The organism is Pseudomonas frederiksbergensis (assembly GCF_900105495.1).
Lineage (GTDB): Bacteria > Pseudomonadota > Gammaproteobacteria > Pseudomonadales > Pseudomonadaceae > Aquipseudomonas > Aquipseudomonas frederiksbergensis.
Map to the genome: position 1 here is coordinate 3,152,651 of NZ_FNTF01000002.1, position 21,777 is coordinate 3,174,427.

Annotated in this window: 15 protein-coding genes and 1 pseudogene; 9 read left to right on the forward strand and 7 right to left on the reverse strand. The window is 59.7% G+C overall.

What is annotated here, in order from left to right; all coding sequences use genetic code 11:
- The first annotated feature begins 41 nt into the window (after positions 1-41).
- On the forward strand, positions 42-719 hold the full coding sequence (locus BLW70_RS14785; protein WP_074880568.1) for an alpha/beta family hydrolase: 678 nt from the start codon (positions 42-44) through the stop codon (positions 717-719).
- Positions 720-771: 52 nt separating this feature from the next.
- Here BLW70_RS14785 and BLW70_RS14790 read toward each other — a convergent pair whose 3' ends face one another.
- From BLW70_RS14790 to acnA, 3 genes are all read right to left on the reverse strand, one after another.
- The gene (locus BLW70_RS14790; RefSeq protein WP_074875103.1) at positions 772-2,337 is read right to left on the reverse strand and encodes a methyl-accepting chemotaxis protein; all 1,566 of its coding nucleotides are present in this window, start codon (positions 2,335-2,337) and stop codon (positions 772-774) included.
- Positions 2,338-2,440: 103 nt separating this feature from the next.
- Entirely contained in the window at positions 2,441-3,232 is a 792-nt protein-coding gene (locus BLW70_RS14795; RefSeq protein WP_102616079.1) for a CPBP family glutamic-type intramembrane protease, read from the reverse strand.
- A gap of 242 nt (positions 3,233-3,474) precedes the next feature.
- Positions 3,475-6,216 carry an aconitate hydratase AcnA gene (gene acnA / locus BLW70_RS14800; protein WP_074875107.1) on the reverse strand — a complete coding sequence of 914 codons (2,742 nt, stop codon included), beginning with the start codon at positions 6,214-6,216 and terminating at the stop codon, positions 3,475-3,477.
- A 222-nt stretch (positions 6,217-6,438) separates the two neighbouring features.
- Here acnA and rlmM point away from each other — a divergent pair, with 222 nt between their 5' ends.
- Positions 6,439-7,512, forward strand: a complete 1,074-nt coding sequence (gene rlmM / locus BLW70_RS14805) for a 23S rRNA (cytidine(2498)-2'-O)-methyltransferase RlmM (protein WP_008157308.1) — start codon at positions 6,439-6,441, stop codon at positions 7,510-7,512.
- 195 nt (positions 7,513-7,707) lie between these two features.
- Positions 7,708-7,959, forward strand: coding sequence for a sulfurtransferase TusA (tusA, locus tag BLW70_RS14810; RefSeq protein WP_007907805.1), 252 nt, complete (start codon positions 7,708-7,710; stop codon positions 7,957-7,959).
- On the opposite strand, the gene BLW70_RS14815 is transcribed toward tusA, so the two are convergent.
- Positions 7,956-9,365 (reverse strand): MATE family efflux transporter, encoded by a 1,410-nt coding sequence (locus tag BLW70_RS14815; RefSeq protein WP_074875109.1) that lies wholly within the window; start codon positions 9,363-9,365, stop codon positions 7,956-7,958. The two genes, tusA and BLW70_RS14815, sit on opposite strands and share 4 nt — an antisense overlap.
- 331 nt (positions 9,366-9,696) lie before the next feature.
- Between BLW70_RS14815 and pdxB the strand changes: the two genes are divergently transcribed.
- Entirely contained in the window at positions 9,697-10,839 is a 1,143-nt protein-coding gene (pdxB, locus tag BLW70_RS14820) for a 4-phosphoerythronate dehydrogenase PdxB (protein ID WP_074875111.1), read from the forward strand.
- 158 nt (positions 10,840-10,997) lie between these two features.
- On the opposite strand, the gene BLW70_RS14825 is transcribed toward pdxB, so the two are convergent.
- Positions 10,998-11,177: a PA1571 family protein gene (locus BLW70_RS14825; RefSeq protein ID WP_074875113.1), complete on the reverse strand. Its 180-nt coding sequence runs from the start codon at positions 11,175-11,177 to the stop codon at positions 10,998-11,000.
- Between the two features lie 260 nt (positions 11,178-11,437).
- Here BLW70_RS14825 and BLW70_RS14830 point away from each other — a divergent pair, with 260 nt between their 5' ends.
- Both BLW70_RS14830 and BLW70_RS14835 read left to right on the forward strand, forming a co-directional pair.
- On the forward strand, positions 11,438-13,213 hold the full coding sequence (locus tag BLW70_RS14830) for an ABC transporter transmembrane domain-containing protein (protein ID WP_162493956.1): 1,776 nt from the start codon (positions 11,438-11,440) through the stop codon (positions 13,211-13,213).
- Positions 13,214-13,347: 134 nt separating this feature from the next.
- A pseudogene (locus BLW70_RS14835) lies at positions 13,348-13,908 on the forward strand (Fic family protein); the annotation flags it as partial.
- A 70-nt stretch (positions 13,909-13,978) separates the two neighbouring features.
- On the opposite strand, the gene BLW70_RS14840 reads toward BLW70_RS14835, so the two are convergent.
- A complete protein-coding gene (locus BLW70_RS14840; RefSeq protein WP_074875115.1) occupies positions 13,979-15,907 on the reverse strand; it encodes a transglycosylase SLT domain-containing protein in 1,929 nt (642 codons plus the stop codon).
- Between the two features lie 213 nt (positions 15,908-16,120).
- Here BLW70_RS14840 and BLW70_RS14845 point away from each other — a divergent pair, with 213 nt between their 5' ends.
- Entirely contained in the window at positions 16,121-18,040 is a 1,920-nt protein-coding gene (locus BLW70_RS14845; RefSeq protein WP_074875117.1) for an ATP-binding cassette domain-containing protein, read from the forward strand.
- 66 nt (positions 18,041-18,106) lie between these two features.
- On the opposite strand, the gene BLW70_RS14850 is transcribed toward BLW70_RS14845, so the two are convergent.
- Entirely contained in the window at positions 18,107-18,544 is a 438-nt protein-coding gene (locus tag BLW70_RS14850; RefSeq protein WP_008151425.1) for a universal stress protein, read from the reverse strand.
- Positions 18,545-18,648: 104 nt separating this feature from the next.
- Between BLW70_RS14850 and BLW70_RS14855 the strand changes: the two genes are divergently transcribed.
- Both BLW70_RS14855 and fadB read left to right on the forward strand, forming a co-directional pair.
- A complete protein-coding gene (locus BLW70_RS14855; RefSeq protein ID WP_074875120.1) occupies positions 18,649-19,086 on the forward strand; it encodes a hypothetical protein in 438 nt (145 codons plus the stop codon).
- Positions 19,087-19,627: 541 nt separating this feature from the next.
- Positions 19,628-21,775 carry a fatty acid oxidation complex subunit alpha FadB gene (gene fadB / locus BLW70_RS14860; protein ID WP_074875122.1) on the forward strand — a complete coding sequence of 716 codons (2,148 nt, stop codon included), beginning with the start codon at positions 19,628-19,630 and terminating at the stop codon, positions 21,773-21,775.
- Positions 21,776-21,777 lie beyond the last annotated feature (2 nt).

Genomic DNA, 21,777 nt, shown 5'->3' on the forward strand with positions numbered 1-21,777 from the left:
CCTTCGCCTGGAGTTATAGGCAGACTAAAAGCGAGGCAAGCATGGACAAAGAGCACAAGGCCAGTATTGACGAGGATCAATGGGCGCGGTGTGTACGGGATCATGGATGGTTATGGAATGCCGCCACCACTCCAGCATCGGCGACGCTGATTCTCGCTCACGGTGCCGGCGCACCCATGGACAGCGCCTGGATGAACGACATGGCTGCGCGCCTTGCTGCATCTGGGATCAACGTGCTGCGCTTCGAGTTTCCGTACATGGCGCAACGGCGTGTTGATGGGGGTAAACGTCCACCGAACCCAGCGCCGAAACTGCTCGAGTGCTGGTGTGAGGTCTATGCCGTGGTGCGACGCCATGTCGCTGGGCGTCTGGCCATTGGTGGCAAGTCCATGGGCGGGCGGATGGCGAGTTTGTTGGCGGATGAACTGGAGGCCGATGCGTTGGTGTGCCTCGGATATCCGTTTTATGCGGTAGGGAAACCTGAGAAGCCACGGGTCGAGCATTTGGCCGTGCTGAAGACGCGGACGTTAATCGTGCAGGGCGAGCGGGATGCGTTGGGCAATCGTGAGGCCGTCGAGGCTTACACGTTGGCACCGAGTATCGAGGTGTTCTGGCTGGCGGCGGGGGATCATGATTTGAAGCCGTTGAAGGCTTCCGGGTTTACCCATGAGCAGCATTTGGAGACTGCGGCGCAGAAGGTTGCTGATTTCCTGCGCTAAGCGATCGTTCCCACGCAGAGCGTGGGAACGATCAGGATCAGGCGAGGCGCTATCAGCGGTTAAACCGCTCCACCAACGAATACTGGGTATTCGCCGTCTTCGTCAGCTCTTCACTCAACAATGCCGAGTGTTGCGCCTGTTCCGAGGTCTGATCCGCCAGGTGCGAGATGTTGCTGATGTTACGGCTGATCTCTTCGGCGACAGCGCTTTGCTCTTCGGTCGCCGCCGCGATCTGGGTGGTCATGTCGGTGATGTTGGCCACCGCTTCGCTGATCCCCACTAGCGCCTGATCCGCTTCCAGAACCCGCGCCACACCTTCTTCGGCCTGGCGATGGCCAGCCTCCATGGTTTGCACCGCGGTGCTGGCGGTTTGCTGGAGCTTGGCGATCAACGCGTGGATCTGCCCGGTGGATTCGCTGGTGCGTTGCGCCAGTTGGCGAACTTCGTCGGCGACTACCGCGAAGCCACGACCCATTTCACCGGCACGGGCCGCTTCGATAGCCGCGTTCAAGGCCAGCAGGTTGGTCTGGTCGGCGATGCCTTTGATCACATCGACCACGCCACCGATTTCGTCGCTGTCCTTGGCCAGTTGGGTCACGGTCAGCCCGGTTTCACCCACCACCACCGACAGGCGCTGGATGGCTTCGCGGGTTTCCCCAGCGATGTCGCGACCGCGACCGGTCAGGCGATTGGCTTCTTGAGTCGCATCGGCCGTGCGCTGCACGTGGCTGGCGACTTCCTGCGTGGTGGCGGCCATCTGATTGACGGCAGTGGCCACTTGCTCGGTTTCGACGCGTTGGCGTTCCAGACCATTGGAGCTGTTATGCGCCAGGGTGTCGGACTGTTTCGCTTGTTCGCTCAGGTGCTCGGCGGTGTCCTGCAGACGGGTCAGGCAGGTTTTCAGGCGGGCTTCCTGGCTGAGGATCGACATTTCCAGACGCGCTTGAGCGCCACGGCTGTCGGTGTACATCTGCGCGATCAGCGGGTCGGAGGTGGTCTGCCCAGCCAGGTGCAGCAGACGCTTGAGGCCGCGCTGTTGCCAGCTCAAGCCCAACAGACCCAATGGCACCGACAGACCGGCGGCCAACGCAAAACCCCATTGGGAATTGAGCGACGCACCGATCATGAAGCTCAGTTGGCTGACCAGAATGAACGGCAGCCAGTCCTGTAGCACCGGCAGCCATTTGTCCGTTGAAGGAATCGCCGACTTGCCCTGGTTGATGCGTTGGTAGAGCGCTTCGGCACGGCGGATCTGCTCGGCGGTGGGTTTGACCCGCACCGATTCGTAACCGACCACCTGATTGCCTTCGAAAACCGGCGTGACATAGGCGTTAACCCAGTAGTGATCACCGGTCTTGCAGCGATTCTTGACAATGCCCATCCATGGCAAGCCTTGTTTCAGTGTGCCCCACATGTGCGCGAATACCGCGGCCGGGACGTCAGGGTGACGGACCAGGTTATGCGGCGCACGGATCAGCTCTTCACGAGAATACCCGCTGATTTCGACGAAAGCGTCGTTGCAGTAGGTGATCACGCCCTTGGCATCGGTGGTGGAAATCAACCGTTGCTGAGCCGGGAAGGTCCGTTCGCGTTGTGTAATAGGCTGGTTGTTACGCATGGCTTTTTCAATCCGCAAGGCTTTGACGGGTTGTCGGCATCGTCAGCCATTTATTGAGATTATTTTTCGGTAATCAGTGGCGCGTCGCAAAACGACCCTTGCGTCAGCTGGCAAGCATCGGATAGGTGAACAGTCCGAAATGCAGCAGGTTCAGGCCGAAATGGGTGGCGATGGCCGCACCCAAGCCACCAAAACGGTAGGCCAGACCATAGCTGACACCTGCCAGGCTCGCCAGCAACACCCATTGCCAACCGGCCCCCACATGCGCCAGGCCGAACAACAGCGAGGCAAGGAGAAGGGCGAGGTTTTCACCGTAGGGCAGGTTTTTGAAGCACCGGGTCAGACCACCCTGGATATAGCCGCGAAAGAGCGCTTCCTCGACCAGCGTCACCAGCAGCAGGTTGTTCAGTAGCCACAACCAGGCTTGATCCGGCCACTTCGGTGCCCAACTGATCACGCCCAGCAACAGCGCGCCACCCAAGGCCAGCACGGCACTCAGGGACAGCGCCAGCGCAGAGGCATAAACGCCGAGGCGCAGCGAACGTCGGCCGACAATCCACGGGCAGACCAGCAGTAGCCAGAAACCGATCAGGGGCTTGTCCAGATTCAGGTACATGGCAAACGTCACGGCATCATCGGTAAAACGTTGAGGGTTGATCCCTCGACCGTTGTAGAACCCGGGGAGCCAGTGCAGCGCCAACGCCAAGGCCATGAAAATGAACAAGCCATGACCGAGGTAGTGGCCGATCCGCACCTGTTGTTGGCGCACCGCAAAACCGGCAGTCAGCAGCAGCGCGACGGATATCCCGGCGAGCCATCCGAGATGGCCGTAGCTCAGTGCCAGACCATAGCCAATAGAAAGAAGGGCCAGGTAGTTCCATGGCAGAGTCATTATTTGAAGTCCTTGGTTTTTGGTCAGCGGATAACCTGTAGCAGCTGCCGAAGGCTGCGTTCGGCTGCGAAGCAGTCGCTAATCAGGCACCGCGGTCTTTCAGATTTATCGTGGATTCAGGGTTTACGACTGCTTCGCAGCCGAACGCAGCCTTCGGCAGCTGCTACATAGGGCGCGGGAGTATAGGGTGGCTCGCGGCCCAAACAAAAACACCGCCCGAAGGCGGTGTCTGTGTCAGTTGGCTATTACGAGGCAATCAACTGCCGCAACACGTAATGCAAAATCCCCCCGGCCTTGAAGTACTCCACCTCATTGAGGGTATCGATCCGGCACAACACCTCGATTTTCTCGCGGCTGCCGTCTTCACGGGTGATCACCAGCGTCAGGTTCATCCGCGGCGTCAGCTCGACGCCGGTCAAGCCGAGAATGTCCAGTGTCTCCTTGCCGGTCAGGTTCAGGCTCTTGCGGTTTTGATCCAGTTTGAACTGCAACGGCAACACGCCCATGCCCACCAGGTTGGAACGGTGTATCCGTTCGAAGCTCTCGGCAATGACCGCTTTGACCCCCAACAGATTGGTGCCCTTCGCCGCCCAATCGCGACTCGAACCGGTGCCGTATTCTTGCCCGGCAATCACCACCAGCGGCGTGCCCGAGGCTTGATAACGCATGGCCGCATCGTAGATCGGCATCCTCTCCCCGGTGGGAATGTAAATCGTATTACCGCCTTCTTCGCCGCCGAGCATCTCGTTACGAATGCGGATGTTGGCAAAGGTGCCGCGCATCATCACTTCGTGGTTGCCCCGTCGCGAGCCGTAGGAGTTGAAGTCCCGTGGTTCCACACCTTTGTCGCGCAGGTAGTGGCCTGCGGGGCTGTCGGCCTTGATGTTGCCGGCCGGGGAGATGTGGTCGGTGGTCACCGAATCACCCAGCAGCGCGAGGACTCTGGCACCGGCGACGTCCTTGACCACCGGCGGCGGCCCGCCGATGTCGTCGAAGAATGGTGGATGCTGGATGTACGTCGAATCGTCCTGCCAGACATAGGTCGCCGCTTGCGGCACTTCGATTGCCTGCCATTGCTCATCGCCGGCAAACACTTCGGCGTATTCCTTGTGGAACATCGCGGTATTGACCTGGTTCACCGCGTCGGCGATTTCCTTGGTGCTTGGCCAGATGTCCCGCAGATACACCAGATTGCCCTCTTTGTCGGTACCCAAAGGCTCGCTGCTGATGTCGATGCGAACCGTACCGGCCAGGGCATAAGCGACGACCAGCGGTGGGGAGGCCAGCCAGTTGGTTTTCACCAACGGATGCACACGACCTTCGAAGTTGCGGTTGCCCGATAGCACCGAGGCGACGGTCAAGTCGGCGGCCTGAATGGCTTTTTCGATCGGCTCCGACAATGGCCCGGAGTTGCCAATGCAAGTGGTGCAGCCGTAACCGACCAAGGCAAAACCCAGTTCATCAAGGTATTGAGTCAGGCCGGCAGCCTTGTAGTAGTCAGTGACCACTTTCGAGCCCGGGGCCAGCGAACTCTTGACCCACGGTTTGCGCTTGAGGCCTTTTTCCACGGCTTTCTTCGCCACCAGGCCGGCGGCCATCATCACGCTCGGGTTGGAAGTGTTGGTGCAGGAGGTAATCGCCGCGATCACCACCGCACCGTTTTTCAATCGATAGGTCTGACCTTCGTACTCGTAGTCGGCTTCACCAGCCAGGTCGGCATTGCCCACCGCAACGCCACCGCCGCCTTCACTTTCGAGACGACCGATTTCCTTGCTGGTGGGTTTGAATTGCAGATCGACGAAGTCACTGAACGCTTGCGCGACATGCGGCAGCGATACCCGGTCTTGTGGGCGTTTCGGCCCGGCAAGGCTGGCTTCGACGCTGCCCATGTCCAACGCTAGGCTGTCGGTGAACACCGGTTCCTGACCCGGCAGGCGCCACAGGCCCTGGATTTTGCTGTAGGCCTCGACCAGTTTCACGGTTTCGCTGCTGCGACCGGATAAACGCAGGTAGTCCAGGGTGATGTCATCCACCGGGAAAAAGCCGCAGGTGGCACCGTATTCCGGGGCCATGTTGGCGATGGTCGCGCGGTCGGCCAGCGGCAGGTCGGCGAGGCCGTCACCGTAGAACTCGACGAATTTGCCGACCACGCCTTTCTTGCGCAGCATCTGGGTGACGGTCAGCACCAGGTCGGTGGCGGTGATGCCTTCCTTGAGCTTGCCGGTGAGTTTGAAGCCGATCACTTCCGGGATCAGCATCGACACCGGTTGACCCAGCATCGCCGCTTCCGCTTCGATCCCGCCGACACCCCAGCCGAGTACGCCGAGACCGTTGATCATGGTGGTGTGGGAGTCGGTGCCGACCAGGGTGTCGGGGAAGGCGTAGGTGCGACCGTCCTCGTCCTTGGTCCAGACCGTGCGCCCCAGGTATTCCAGATTTACCTGGTGGCAGATCCCGGTGCCCGGCGGCACCACGCTGAAGTTGTTGAAGGCGCTTTGGCCCCAGCGCAGGAACGCATAACGTTCGCCATTGCGTTGCATTTCGATGTCGACGTTCTGTTCGAAGGCGCTGGCGCTGGCGAATTTGTCGACCATCACCGAATGGTCGATCACCAGGTCCACGGGGGAGAGCGGATTGATACGCTGCGGGTCGCCGCCGGCCTTGGCCATCGCGGCGCGCATGGCGGCCAGATCGACCACCGCGGGAACGCCGGTAAAGTCCTGCATCAACACCCGCGCGGGACGGTACTGGATTTCGCGGTCGGAGCGACGCTCCTTGAGCCAGGCGGCAATCGCCTTGAGGTCGGCGCCGGTGACGGTTTTTTCATCTTCCCAGCGCAGCAGGTTTTCCAGCAGCACTTTCAACGACATGGGCAGCTTGTCCAGGTCGCCCAGGCTTTTGGCGGCATCCGGCAGGCTGAAATAGTGATAGGTCTTGTCGTCGACTTGTAAGGTTTTAAGGGTTTTCAGGCTATCGAGGGACGGCATTGAAATGACTCCTTTGAGTCCGCACGGCTACGGACTGACGGGACAGACAGAGCCTTTAACCTAGCCCTGTTCATTCGTTAACGCTAATAACTGGACTCTATGGCCAAGCCCAGGGTTCCGAACTCAGCTATCATGCGCCGGTTTTCGTGACAGGCTTTGCTTCAACGCAAGTCTGGGCATCGCGCAGTGGTTGAATTTCTCGCCATCTGCCCAGGAGTAAGAATGAACACCCTCTTTATGCATTGCCGGCCGGGCTTCGAAGGCGAAGTCTGTTCCGAGATTTCCGAACACGCCGCGCGGCTGAACGTGGCCGGTTATGCCAAGGCCAAGACCGCCAGCGCCTGCGCCGAATTCATCTGCACCGAAGAAGACGGTGCCGAGCGCCTGATGCGTGGCCAGCGTTTCGCCGATCTGATCTTCCCGCGGCAGTGGGCTCGCGGGATCTTCATCGATCTGCCGGAAACCGACCGCATCAGCGTGATCCTCGCGCACATGGCGGACTTTCCGCTGTGCGGCAGCCTGTGGCTGGAAATGGTCGACACCAACGATGGCAAGGAACTGTCGAACTTCTGCAAGAAGTTCGAAGGCCACCTGCGCAAGGCGCTGATGGCCGCTGGAAAACTGGTTGAAGATGCCCACAAACCGCGCCTGCTGCTGACTTTCAAAAGTGGCCGAGAAGTGTTCATGGGCCTGGCCGAGTCGAACAACTCGGCGATGTGGCCGATGGGCATTCCGCGCCTGAAGTTTCCGCGTGAAGCGCCGAGCCGTTCGACGCTGAAACTCGAAGAGGCGTGGCACCATTTCATCCCGCGCGACCAGTGGGACGAGCGTCTGCACAGCGACATGACTGGCGTCGACCTTGGCGCCGCACCCGGCGGCTGGACCTGGCAACTGGTCAACCGCGGCATGCTGGTGACTGCCATCGACAACGGCCCGATGGCCGAAAGCCTGATGGACACAGGTCTGGTGCAACACTTGATGGCCGACGGTTTCACCTTCAAGCCCAAGCAGCCGGTGGACTGGATGGTCTGCGACATCGTCGAGAAACCGGCGCGCAACGCCGCGATGCTGGAAGAGTGGATTGGCGAAGGGCATTGCCGCGAAGCGGTGGTCAACCTCAAGCTGCCGATGAAACAGCGTTACGCCGAAGTGAAGCGCTTGCTGGAACGCATTGCCGACGGGTTCAAGGAACGCGGGATTCGGGTCGAGATCGGCTGCAAGCAGCTGTATCACGACCGTGAAGAAGTGACCTGCCACCTGCGCCGGCTAGACGTGAAGAAACCCAAGTCCCGCTGATCTTGCACACTGATCGTTCCCACGCTCTGCGTGGGAATGCCGCCGGGGACGCTCCGCGTTCCGCCTTTGAATGTGACGCGGAGCGTCACGGGATGCATTCCCACGCAGAGCGTGGGAACGATCAGCGGTGTAACGCCACAGATGACCGAACACCCGGCAATGCGCGACAATGCCGGCAAGTTTCAGGAGTGAATCATGAGTGAAATGATTGATACGCCGGTTGACGGCACCCTCGACGCCACCGGCCTCAACTGCCCGGAACCGGTGATGATGCTGCACCAGCACATCCGTGACCTGGTGCCCGGCGGCCTGCTCAAGGTGATCGCCACCGACCCGTCGACCCGTCGCGACATTCCCAAGTTCTGTGTGTTTCTCGACCACGAACTGGTGGCGCAGCACGAAGAGGCAGGCACCTACCTCTACTGGATCCGCAAGAAACTCGCTTAACCCGCCGAATGGCTGATGCGGATCCGCTTGCGTGCACTGCGCGTCAGGCGGATCGACAGCATCAACGCCGCGCAACTCAAGCCCACGATCAATCCCTGCCACAGCCCGCTCGGGCCGCTCGGCGCGCCGAACCAATCGGTCAGGCCCAGCGCGTAACCCACCGGCAGACCAATGCCCCAGTAAGCGAACAGCGTCAGGATCATCGTCACCCGCGTGTCCTGATAGCCGCGCAACGCGCCGGCAGCCGTCACCTGGATCGCGTCGGAAAACTGGAACAGCGCCGAATACACAATCAGCATCGCCGCGACATGAATCACCGTCGGGTCGGCGGTGTAAATCGCAGCAATGGGTTCACGCAGCAATAGCATCAGGCTCGCCGACAAACACGCATAAGCCAGGGCGGTGCCCATGCCGACACCGGCGGCGAAGCGGGCTTCACGTGGCTCCTCGCGGCCCAGCGCCTGACCGACTCGCACGGTCACGGCCATGCCGAGGGAGTAGGGGATCATGAACACCAGCGAGCTGAAGTTCAGCGCAATCTGGTGCCCGGCCACCACCGTCGCGCCGAGGCTGCCGATCAGCAGCGCAATCACAGCGAAGATGCTCGACTCGGCGAACACCGCGATGCCGATCGGCAGGCCGATGCCCAGCAGGCGTTTGATCACCGACCACTGCGGCCAGTCGAAACGGCTGAACAACTCACTCGACTGATACGCTGGCGCCCAGCGCTCCCACCCGGCCATGCCCAGCGCCATTACCCACATCACGATCGCCGTGGCCCAACCGCAACCGACACCGCCCATGGCCGGCACACCGAAGTGGCCATAGATGAAGATGTAATTCAGCGGAATGTTCAACGCCAGTCCGCACAGCCCCAGCACCATGGCCGGGCGCGTACGTCCCAGTCCATCACTGAAGCAGCGCAGCACATGGTAGAAGGCAACGGCGGGCAAACCACTGGCGATGCCGTGCAGGTATTGCATGCACGGGCCGATCAATTCGGGATCGACCTTCATGATGTGCAGAATCGGTTCGGCGCTGAACAACATGCCGGTCGCCATCAAGCCCACCACCAATGCTAGCCACAGAGCCTGGCGCACGATCGGGCCGATTTCGCTGTGGGTGCCGGCACCGAAACGCTGGGCGACTTTCGGGGTGGTCGCCAGCAGCGTGCCGGTCATCAACAGAAACACCGGCACCCAGATCGAGTTGCCCAGCGCCACCGCTGCCAGATCCCGTGGCCCGACCCGGCCCGCCATTACCGCATCGACGAAGCCCATGGCGGTGGTCGCCAGCTGCGCGATCATGATCGGCAAGGCCAGGCCGAGCAGGTTTTTCAGCTCCAGGCGAACCCGGGCCGGGCGGGTGAGGGAGGTAGCGGCGGGGCGGTCAGTCACGGAATTCAAGGGCGAAACGTCCAGAGATATTGATGCGCAAGGCGGCGCATTCTACGCCCTGACGCAGTGGTCAGGAAAAGAGCTGTGTTAGGGATTTGTAATCGGTTTTCGATTCTCTATGGCGCCGCAGACCCTGTAGCAGCTGGCGCAGCCTGCGTTCGGCTGCGAAGCAGTCGTGAAATCAGGCAGCGCGGTGTATCAGGTAAACCGCGAGCACAGGGTTTACGACTGCTTCGCAGCCGAACGCAGGCTGCGCCAGCTGCTACAGGGTCTGTGCAATGCTTGCTGGCTCACACCGGCCATCTCCGCCTACACTGCCGATCCGCCAAAGGAGCCTGCCATGCTGATTGTTGCCGACGAAAATATCCCGCTGCTCGATGCCTTCTTCGAAGGTTTCGGTGAAATCCGCCGGGTGCCGGGACGTTCAATCGACCGCGCCACCGTCGAACAGGCCGATGTGCTGCTGGTGCGCTCGGTGACCAACGTTAACCGCGCGTTGCTCGAAGGCAGCAAGGTCCGCTTTGTCGGCACCTGCACCATCGGCACCGATCACCTGGATCTGGATTACTTTCAGCGGGCCGGCATCACCTGGTCCAGTGCACCCGGCTGCAACGCCCGCGGCGTGGTCGACTACGTGCTCGGCAGTCTGCTGACCCTGGCCGAAATCGAAGGCGCCGACCTGGCACAACGCACCTACGGCATCGTCGGTGCCGGTGAAGTGGGCGGCCGATTGGTCAAGGTTCTGCAAGGTCTGGGCTGGAACGTGCTGGTCTGCGATCCGCCAAGGCAAGCGGCAGAAGGTGGCGATTACGTCAGCCTCGAACAGATCATCGAGCAGTGCGATGTCATCAGCCTGCACACGCCGTTGAAGAAACACGGTGCCCAGTCGACCTGGCATCTGTTGGATAAAAACCGCTTGAACCAGCTCAAGCCTGGCGCCTGGTTGATCAACGCCAGTCGTGGCCCGGTGGTGGACAACGCCGCCCTGCGCGAGGTGCTGCTGCAACGTGAAGACCTGCAAGCAGTGCTGGACGTCTGGGAAGGCGAGCCGGAGGTCGATGTGGCCTTGGCCGAACTCTGCGTGCTGGCAACGCCGCACATTGCCGGTTACAGCCTCGATGGCAGACAACGTGGGACTGCGCAGATCTATCAGGCCTATTGCGCTTTTCTCGGGCAAGCGGCCCCGATCAACTTGAACGATTTGCTGCCCGCGCCCTGGTTGTCGCAAGTGACCTTGAACGCCAACAGCGATCCGGCCTGGTCGCTGGCCATGTTGTGCCGTGGCGTGTACGACCCGCGCCGCGACGATGCGGATTTCCGTCGCAGCCTTGTAGGCAATGTGAGCGAACAGCGTGCGGCGTTCGATTCACTGCGCAAACATTATCCATTGCGGCGTGAGATTGATGGGTTGCGGGTGCGGATCGAGGGGGATTCGCCGGCATTGCAGAAGATCGTCGCGGGGTTGGGGGCTTCTGCTGTCTGAACATCGAGTTGGCCCCTTCGCGAGCAGGCTCGCTCCCACATTAATCTCAGTCGTATTGTGGGAGCGAGCCTGCTCGCGAATGGCTGCACCTCAATTCTGGATCAGCAGCCATAAAAAACCCGGCCATCAGAGGCCGGGTCAAGAAGACGGTGGCTATATCACTCTTGTTCGGCAGGCTTGACCAATCGCTTTTCCAGTTCGCGGCAAGCGTCCTGGATCATGTTTTCAGTGATCGGTACTTCTCGCCCATCCTTATCGATAATCGAGCAACCCAAAGACTGGTCTGGCTGCGTGCGGATCACTGGAATCTTGTCTTCGCTGCTGTTTTGCAAGGACATGGCCTGTCTCCTCATCAGGTTGTGTACTAACTGTAGAACCGCCACGTGACCGGGCTGTGACAGCTTCTTGCGATCTTTCCAGGGCGGCGACATCAGTCCACCAGAAATACCGCGGCGTTGCCACTCGGACTTTAGACCAATACCGTCTAGGGCCTAGTCTTTGCGGTCATATTTAACCTGACTCATTTTGATTTACAGCGTTCAATCCCATCGACCGGTGTAGGCTTGATCGCGTCAAACCCTATTGGTTGCGCCATCGAATGATCTCCATCCTCTCTTCCCGTCACCGTCGCGCCATGCGCCTGGCCCTGCGTTTCATCGCGCCTTATCGCTGGCCGGCCGTCGGTGCCTTGCTCGCATTGATCGTCACGGCGGGTATTACCTTGTCCATGGGGCAGGGGATTCGCCTGCTGGTGGATCAGGGTTTCATGACCCAGTCGCCGCATTTGCTCAACCAGTCCATCGGCTTGTTCATGTTGCTGGTGGTCGGGCTGGCGATTGGCACCTTCGCGCGTTTTTACCTGGTCTCATGGATCGGCGAGCGCGTTGTCGCGGACATCCGTCGTCAAGTGTTCAATCATCTGATTTATCTGCACCCAGGATTCTACGAAGACAACCGCAGCTCCGAGATCCAGTCGCGGTTGACTGCTGACACCACGCTGCTGCAATCGGTGATCGGCTCTTCGCTGTCGCTGTTTTTGCGCAACCTGTTGATGGTGATCGGCGGGATTGTCCTGCTGTTTATCACCAACCCCAAACTCACCAGCATCGTGGTGGTCGCGTTGCCGTTGGTGATCGCGCCGATCCTGATCTTCGGCCGTCGGGTGCGTAGTCTGTCGCGCCTGAGCCAGGACCGGATTGCCGATATCGGCAGCTATGTTTCCGAAACCCTGGGCCAGATCAAAACCGTGCAGGCTTACAACCATCAAGTCCAGGATGAGCAGCGCTTTGCCGCGACCGTGGAGGAGGCCTTCAACACCGCTCGCAAACGGATCTTCCAACGGGCCTGGCTGATAACGCTGGTGATCGTGCTGGTGCTGGGCGCCGTCGGGGTAATGCTCTGGGTCGGCGGAATGGATGTGATCGCCGGGCGGATTTCCGCGGGCGAGCTGGCGGCGTTTGTGTTTTACAGCCTGATTGTCGGCAGTGCATTCGGCACGTTGAGCGAAGTGATCGGCGAACTGCAGCGTGCCGCTGGCGCCGCCGAGCGGATAGCCGAGTTGCTGCGCTCGGAAAACATCATCCAGCCACCGACGACTGGCCTGGTGACCTTGCCTGAACGGGTAAAGGGTGACCTGGTGCTGCAAGACGTGCGCTTTTCCTACCCGTCGCGTCCCGAAAGCTATGCGGTCGATGGTTTGAATCTGACGATCAATGCCGGCGAAACCCTCGCATTGGTCGGGCCGTCCGGTGCTGGCAAGTCGACGGTTTATGACTTGCTGCTGCGCTTCTACGACCCCGCCGAAGGACGCATCTTGCTCGACGGCGTGCCGCTGACTCAACTCGATCCGTTGGACCTGCGCCGCTGCTTCGCACTGGTCTCGCAATCCCCGGCGCTGTTCTTTGGCAGCATCGAAGAGAACCTGCGCTACGGCAACCCGACGGCCACCCTGGCCCAGGTTCAGGAAGCGGCGAAAATCGCCTACGCCCACGACTTCATCGAACAAATGCCAAACGGCTACCAGACCCACCTTGGCGACGGTGGCCTCGGTTTGTCCGGCGGCCAACGCCAGCGCTTGGCCATCGCCCGGGCATTGCTGGTGGACGCACCGATCCTGCTACTGGACGAAGCCACCAGCGCTCTCGACGCCCAGAGCGAACACCTGATCCAGCAAGCCCTGCCGAGCCTGATGAAAAACCGCACCACGCTGGTCATCGCCCACCGGCTGGCGACGGTAAAAAACGCTGACCGGATCGCGGTGATGGACCAGGGGAAACTGGTGGCGGTGGGGACGCATCAGGAATTGATTGCGAGTAACGCGCTGTATGCGCGGTTGGCGGCGTTGCAGTTCAACGATGGACATGAGGCCGCGTGAAGAGAGCTGCTGAATGTTGTCGGAGTCGGGCATTATGTCGACCCCAGTTGCGAGCCTGGAAAGAGATATGAGTCGTTATCAACCCCCGTTGACCCTGACCACCAGAATGTTGGCGTTGGTCGCGGGGATGCTCGGCGACTGATTGGCATCCGCTAATCATCAGCTGCGTCTTCCATTACGAATTCGAGTTCATCCATCCCTTCACTGACGGTAACGGACGCATGGGCCGTCTTTGGCAGACTTTGATACTCAGTCAATGGCGCCCGGTGTTGGCATATTTGCCTGTCGAAGCGGTCATTCGAGATCAGCAGGATGCATATTACGCGGCATTGTCGGCGGCTGATCAGTTGGCTGAGGCGACGCCTTTTGTCGAGTTCATGCTGCAAGCATTGAGTCTCGCGCTTGAGGAAGCAGCCCTTGGTGAATCAGTAACCGACCCAGTAACCGACCTGGTAAGCGACCCAGTAGGGAAATTGCTTTCAGCGCTCCATATTAACGGCCCGCTTAAAATCAGCGACTTAATGACAGAGGTCGGTTTGGCTCACAAGGCGACCTTTCGGGCTAACTATCTCAGGTCCGCATTGGCTGCCAACTTGATTGAAATGACCAATCCCGGGTCGCCAAGCAGCCCTGCTCAAAAATATCGACTGACCCAGCATGGCAAGCGGATTGCCGCACGGCTCAAGTCGGCGTAGTCGTTCTGGACGCGAATAAAAAATGCCCGCATCAATCGATGCGGGCATTTTTTGTCAGTGCTTCGAAGGCTCATTGATCGTCAAAATAGCGCTCATGCCAATCCACCAACGGCTGCGGTGAGTTGAGCTTCTGGCCGTAGATCACCGAGTACGACAGCACGTTCTGCACGTACTGACGGGTTTCGTCGAACGGGATGCTTTCCACCCAGACGTCGAAGCTCAGATGGTCCGCACCGCGTAGCCACTGACGCACGCGGCCGGGGCCGGCGTTGTAGGCTGCGGACGCGAGGACGCGGTTGCCATTGAACTGGCTGTGAACCTGGCTCAGGTAGGCGGCACCGAGCTGGATGTTCTTGTCCGGATCGAACACTTGCTGCGGCGAGGCCAGTGGAATGCTGAACTTGCGCGCAGTCTCCTTGGCGGTGCCGGGCATCAGCTGCATCAGGCCGCTGGCGCCGACGCCGGAGCGGGCGTCGGCCATGAAGGCACTTTCCTGGCGAGTGATGGCGAACACCCAGCTCGAGTGCAGGCCGCGAGCCTTGGCTTCGCGCACCAGGGTTTCGCGGTGGGCCATCGGGAAGCGGATATCCAGGTCGTCCCAGTACTTCGCCTGACTGATGGTGCGAATTGCCGGGAAATACCATTTCAGGTCGTAGGCCAGTTTCGCCTGGGCGACCATTTCGTCGCGGTTGAAGTGGCGGCTGACGTGGTACCACTCGCGACGACCGTCGACGATCTGCCCGCGAGCATGGAATTCCAGGGCGCGTCGTATGCCTGGGGTATTGCGCACCTTGTTGATCAGCGCCTGACTGAGCACCAGCGGTTTGTTGTTCAGTGAATAGGGGGATTGCGAGCGGTCGGCGGCCAGGAAACCGTAGAAGTCGCGCTCTTGAGCCAGGTTCTTGTAAAGCGTCTGTACTTCGGGATTCTGTGGCTGGGCCAGTTCCAGGCTGCGAGCCTGCCAGTAACGCCAGCGGTTGGTGGTGGCCAGATCCTGAGGCAGGCGACGCGTCAATTGATAGGCATCATCCCAGCGGGCCAGACGCAATAGCAGGCGCAGGCGCCATTCAGAAACGGTGTTGTCCCGCAACTCCGGGTCGTATTTGGTCATCACGTCCAGCGCGCGGCTGTCGAAACGTCGTGCAAGGGTCAGCCCGATTTCTCGGGCGATGGCCACTTTTTCGTCTCGCGAGAAGTGCATGCTGCTGGCATAGCCGTCGAGCAAGGCCATGGCCTTGTCCGGATCCTGTTTGGCCAGGCGGCGCAGGCCGAGGCTGACGATGTCGGACATTGGCTCATCGGCCGGGGTGAAGCGCGACGGCTGATTGAGCAGCTCGGGTTTCTGCGCCACATCTATCAACAAACGACCGCGAGGGGCGAGGGTGGTCAGGCCACTCACCAGGCTGTTGGCCAACGGGTAGTTGCGCGCCTGGGCGGCGAGTTTAGTGCGCTCCCAGCGTTTCTGTTCGGTCAGTTGACCTTCGGCGGCCCAGATCCCGAACAAGCCATCACATGCCCCAGGCAGCGATTTACCGGTCAGCCAGAGTTTTTCGGCGTTGGCATAACCTTCGGTCTTCTGTTTGCGCGCGATCTGATTCTGCGCGTTCAGGCAGTCCAGTTCGGTGAAATTGAGTTTGGGGTCGTAGTACTTGACGAAGGTCTCCCAGTCGCCGCGATCGGCCAGCCAGCGCAACCAGCGAAGTTTCATCCAGTTGGCTTGCGGCAGGTCGCCGTGTTCGGCGAGAAATTTCTCGATTTCGGCATTGCTCGCGGTTTTCAGACGTGCGGTCAGTTCGTCATACGCAAGATAAGGCTCCAACGGGTAATCACTAAGAGCCTGGCTGTAACGGAAGTAAGGACCTGTATCACCCTTGGCCAGGGCACGCTTGGCTTCATCGTAGTATTGACGCTGGGTAGACAGGTCCACCGCCTGTGCTGTTTGGATGGCAGTGGCAGAAAGAAGAAAACAGGATAAAAGACCAAAAAGGCGACTGCGCATGAGACGTCCGAACAGAGAAATCATGACAAGCGTTGAAGATACCAACACTGAATTAACTGTAGCTTAGCCTTTTGCCAGCAGCGGGCGAAAGCTTTGCCGGCCTGTCAGCATCAGTTCGCAACATTTGTCATGCAGAGTGTCGCGAAGGTGAAATTGCCGGCCTTCTGAAGCCTCAATTCAGGTAGAATGCGCGCCCGGTTTTTGGAGAAGCTCATGACCCTGCTCAAATTCAGCGATGTGTCCCTTGCTTTCGGCTCTACGCCGTTGTTGGACAAGGTGTCCTGGCAGATCGCCCGTGGTGAGCGGGTGTGCATCATCGGCCGCAATGGCACTGGCAAGTCCAGCATGATGAAGCTCGTCAAGGGCGACCAGAAGCCCGATGACGGCTCCGTTTGGCGCGCACCCGGCCTCAAGATTGGCGAATTGCCGCAAGAATTGCCGGTAGCCGACGAGCGGACCGTGTTCGACGTGGTGGCTGAAGGCCTGGACGGTGTCGGCGAACTGCTCGCGCAGTATCACCACCTGAGCCAGAACATCGTCACCGACGCCGATCTGGACAAACTGATGCACGTCCAGCACGACCTCGAAGCCCGTGACGGCTGGCGTTTGCAGCAATTGGTCGACAGCACCTTGAGCCGTCTGCAGTTGCCGGCCGACAAGACCCTCGCCGAGTTGTCCGGCGGCTGGCGTCGTCGCGTCCTGCTGGCTCAGGCTCTGGTTTCCGAACCCGATCTGTTGCTGCTCGACGAACCGACCAACCACCTGGACATCGGTGCAATTGCCTGGCTCGAAGAAGCGCTGAAGGATTTCCAGGGCGCCGTGCTGTTCATCACGCACGACCGTTCATTCCTGCAGAACCTCGCGACGCGCATTCTCGAACTGGATCGCGGTGGCCTGATCGACTGGAACGGCGACTACGCCAGCTTCCTCGTGCACAAGGAAGCCTCGCTGGCCGCTGAAGACACCGCCAACGCGCTGTTCGACAAAAAACTGGCCCAGGAAGAAGTCTGGATCCGCCAGGGCATCAAGGCTCGCCGCACTCGCAACGAAGGCCGCGTCCGCGCCCTCAAAGCCCTGCGCAACGAGCGCAGCGAGCGTCGTGAGCGCACCGGCAAGGCCAACATCCAGCTGGATACCGCCGACAAGTCCGGCAAGCAGGTGATGGTCCTCGAGAACGTCAGCTTCGCTCACCCGGGCGGCCCGTTCCTGATCAAGGATTTCTCGATGGTCCTGCAGCGCGGCGACCGTATCGGTCTGCTCGGCGCCAACGGCACCGGCAAAACCACACTGCTGAAGCTGATGCTCAGCGGTCTGCAGCCAACCAGCGGCACAGTGGAAGAAGGGACGCGCATCGACGTGGCCTACTTCGACCAGTTGCGCCATCAGCTGGACCTGGAAAAGACCGTAATTGACAACGTTGCGGAAGGTCGCGACTTCATCGATATCGATGGTCAGAGCCGCCACGTGCTGAGCTACCTCGGCGATTTCCTGTTCAGCCCGCAGCGTGCCCGCACGCCGGTGAAGGCGCTGTCCGGTGGTGAGCGTGCCCGTCTGCTGCTGGCGAAACTGTTCAGCAAACCGGCGAACCTGCTGGTCCTCGATGAACCGACCAACGACCTCGACGTCGAAACCCTCGAGTTGCTGGAAGAGGTCTTGCTGACCTTCAACGGCACCGTGCTGATGGTCAGTCACGACCGGGCGTTCCTCGACAACGTGGTCACCAGTACCCTGGTCTTCGAAGGTGAAGGCAAGGTTCGCGAATACGTCGGTGGTTATCAGGACTGGCTGCGTCAGGGCGGCTCGCCGCGCCTGCTGGGCGTGACCGAGAGCAAGTCCGGCAAAGCCGACCTGACCTCTGCTGTCGTGACGGCCGAAGCTGCGCCAGTTGCTGCTGCAGTCGAAGCGCCGGTGGCGAAGAAGAAGCTCAGCTACAAGTTGCAGCGTGAGCTGGAAATGTTGCCGGGCCAGATCGAAGCCATGGAGCAGCAGATCGCTACCGTCGAGGCGCAAATGGCCGATGCCGGTTTTTATCAGCGTCCTGCGGCCGAGACCGCTGCCGTGATTGCTCAGTTGGAGCAGTTGCAGGCTGAGCACGACGTAATGGTCGAGCGTTGGGCCGAGCTGGATGCCTGATTGATCCTGCTATAAAAAAGCCCGGCGTTCAGTGATGAGCGCCGGGCTTTTCGTAAGTGCTGTGGTTTAGCTTTTGATCAGGCGCACCGCGAGCACATCACAAGGCGCACCGTGCAGCACGTCATTGGCAGTCGAGCCCAGCAGCAATGCCAGGCCGTGTCGGCCATGGCTGCCCACCACGATCAGGTCGCAGGTCTGTTCCTTGGCCAGGTGGTGGATCTCCTGGCGTGGCTGGCCGTAGGTCAGGTGGCTGTATTCCTTGGAGAGTTCCGGATACTTCACGATCAGTCGGTCCAGGCGTTCCTTGGCCTGATCGAACTGCTGTTGTTGCAGTTGTGACAGGTCCATGGGGACGTCGCCGCCAAAGGCCATGGCCATTGGTTCGACAATATGCACCAGGGACAGCTTCGCCCCGTTGCTCACTGACAGTTCGCGAGCGCGGTGGATTACAGGATCGCACTCTTCGGTTAGATCTACAGCGACCAGAATGTGGTTGTAGGGCATGAGGTGCTCCTCCTGAGGGTTGCAATATTGGTAAGTATGGCTGGTTTCAAGCGCATTGTTTCCACAGTGACCCAATGCGCTCATCAAGAATCGGGAGTACAGATATGACGGTCTGGATAGTGGTGTCAATCTTGTTGGTGGTTCTGAGTCCGCTGGCATGGTTGCGTCCGTCGCGTCACCAGAGCGGGCGCATGGCCCTGCGCATGGAGGCGCGACGCATCGGATTGGCGATGCAGCTGGCGCCTCAGGACTGGCCGCACTGGCTGAGCAAGGAGCCGCCGAGCCCTTGCGCCCAATACCATCGACCGCGGCGTGGCAATCGGCCGGCGTGCTGGAGTTACTGGCAAAAAGCGCCGGGTGTGTGGGTCAATCAGTGGCAGGAGGTCTGCGAGGAGCCAGCGTTGCTGATTCATTTCGAAAAATTGCCCGACAACGTTTACAAGGTCGAAGCAGACAAGCAGATGATCACGTTGTATTGGGGTGAGAAGGGCGAAGCGACGGTTTTGCAGGATATTGATGCGGTGCTGAAGGCGCTGGCTTAAATCACGGAAATTTCGCGCCGCAATGGCGCGAAATTTCCGGCAGACAGGCAATAAAAAGCCCGACATCATCATCGGGCTGGAGTTGGCCAGGCAGGCCGGTAATTCTGGGTCACACTGATCTTACGCTGGGCATTCGCCAAAAGCGTTCATGTTTTTTTCCACAAGGTCCCGCCAGCGTAGCTTGTTAAACAAAGGCTGCAGCGAATTAGGGCGACTTTTCTAACTATTGATCCTATGAATGGCCTTACATGCAGACGCGTGTTGCAGGGCTTCGCGGTACGGAAATGACCGGAAAGTCGCGTTTCAACCAGTATTTTGGGCGATTGACAATTGTCGGAAATTCCGTGAAGGTGACGTACCCAAATCAAACGGGCGTATGAATTGAGCGTTTGTATTACAGACCGCTCCTACAGAATCCCGACTATCGCGTTGGCGGGTGTGCCGGGTGAATGGGCGTAGCATTGACGTTAAACGTCCCTGCCGAACCATTCGCCTGCGTCCGACGTGTACTGTTCAGCTTCCATATCGTGGAGATCAGTTGATGATTTACGAAGGTAAAGCCATCACGGTTAAGGCTCTTGAAAGTGGCATCGTCGAATTGAAATTCGACCTCAAGGGTGAGTCCGTCAACAAGTTCAACCGTCTAACCCTGAACGAACTGCGTCAGGCCGTAGACACCATCAAGGCAGATGCTTCGATCAAGGGTGTGATCGTCAGCAGTGGCAAGGACGTGTTCATCGTCGGCGCCGACATCACCGAATTTGTCGAGAACTTCAAGCTGCCTGATGCAGAGCTTGTTGCTGGCAATCTGGAAGCCAACAAGATTTTCAGCGATTTCGAAGACCTCAACGTCCCGACTGTCGCCGCGATCAACGGCATCGCCCTGGGTGGCGGTCTGGAAATGTGCCTGGCGGCGGACTACCGCGTCATGTCCACCAAGGCCAAGATCGGTCTGCCGGAAGTCAAGCTGGGCATCTACCCGGGCTTCGGCGGTACCGTGCGCCTGCCGCGCATCATCGGTGCCGATAACGCCATCGAATGGATTGCCGCCGGCAAGGAAAACCGCCCTGAAGACGCGCTGAAAGTCGGCGCAGTCGACGCAGTGGTTGCCCCTGAGAAACTGCAGGAAGCTGCTCTGGAGCTGATCAAACGCGCCATTTCCGGCGAGTTCGACTACAAGGCCAAGCGTCAGCCGAAGCTCGAAAAGCTCAAGCTCAACGCCATTGAACAGATGATGTCGTTCGAAACCGCCAAGGGTTTCGTGGCCGGTCAGGCGGGCCCGAACTACCCGGCACCGGTCGAAGCGATCAAGACTATCCAGAAAGCCGCGAACTTCGGTCGCGACAAGGCGCTGGAAGTCGAAGCCAATGGTTTCGTCAAACTGGCCAAGACTTCTGCCGCGCAGAGCTTGATCGGGCTGTTCCTGAACGATCAGGAGCTGAAGAAAAAGGCCAAGGCCTACGACGAAATCGCCAAGGAAGTGAAGCAGGCTGCCGTATTGGGCGCTGGCATCATGGGCGGCGGTATCGCTTATCAGTCGGCCTCCAAAGGTACGCCGATCCTGATGAAGGACATCAACGAGCACGGCATCGAGCAAGGTCTGGCAGAAGCTGCCAAATTGCTGGTGGGCCGCGTTGATAAAGGTCGCATGACCCCGGCGAAAATGGCCGAAGTGCTCAATGGCATTCGTCCGACCCTGTCCTACGGTGATTTCGGTCACGTCGACCTGGTCGTCGAAGCCGTTGTCGAGAATCCGAAGGTCAAGCAAGCCGTTCTGGCTGAAGTCGAAGGCAAGGTCAAAGAGGACACCATCCTCGCGTCCAATACCTCGACCATTTCCATCAGCTTGCTGGCCAAAGCCCTCAAGCGTCCGGAAAACTTCGTCGGCATGCACTTCTTCAACCCGGTGCACATGATGCCGCTGGTTGAAGTGATCCGTGGCGAGAAGTCCAGCGAAGTGGCCGTTGCCACCACCGTTGCCTACGCCAAGAAAATGGGCAAGAACCCGATCGTCGTCAACGACTGCCCGGGCTTCCTGGTCAACCGCGTGCTGTTCCCGTACTTCGGCGGTTTCGCCAAGCTGGTCAGCGCCGGCGTAGATTTCGTGCGCATCGACAAGGTCATGGAAAAATTCGGCTGGCCAATGGGCCCGGCGTACCTGATGGACGTGGTCGGCATCGACACCGGTCACCACGGTCGCGACGTGATGGCTGAAGGCTTCCCGGACCGCATGAAAGACGACCGTCGTTCGGCCATCGACGTGCTCTACGAAGCCAAGCGCCTGGGTCAGAAAAACGGTAAGGGCTTCTACGCCTACGAGACTGACAAACGCGGCAAGCAGAAGAAAGTCGCCGATCCGTCGGTACTGGAAGTGCTTAAGCCAATCGTGTTCGAGCAGCGTGAAGTCACCGACGAAGACATCATCAACTGGATGATGATCCCGCTGTGCCTGGAAACCGTGCGTTGCCTGGAAGACGGCATTGTCGAAACCGCTGCAGAAGCCGACATGGGCCTGGTCTACGGTATCGGTTTCCCTCCATTCCGTGGCGGTGCGCTGCGCTACATCGATTCGATGGGTGTTGCAGAGTTCGTTGCCCTGGCTGACCAGTACGCTGATTTGGGCGCGCTGTACCACCCGACCGCAAAACTGCGCGAAATGGCCAAAACCGGCCAGCGGTTCTTCGGTTAAGC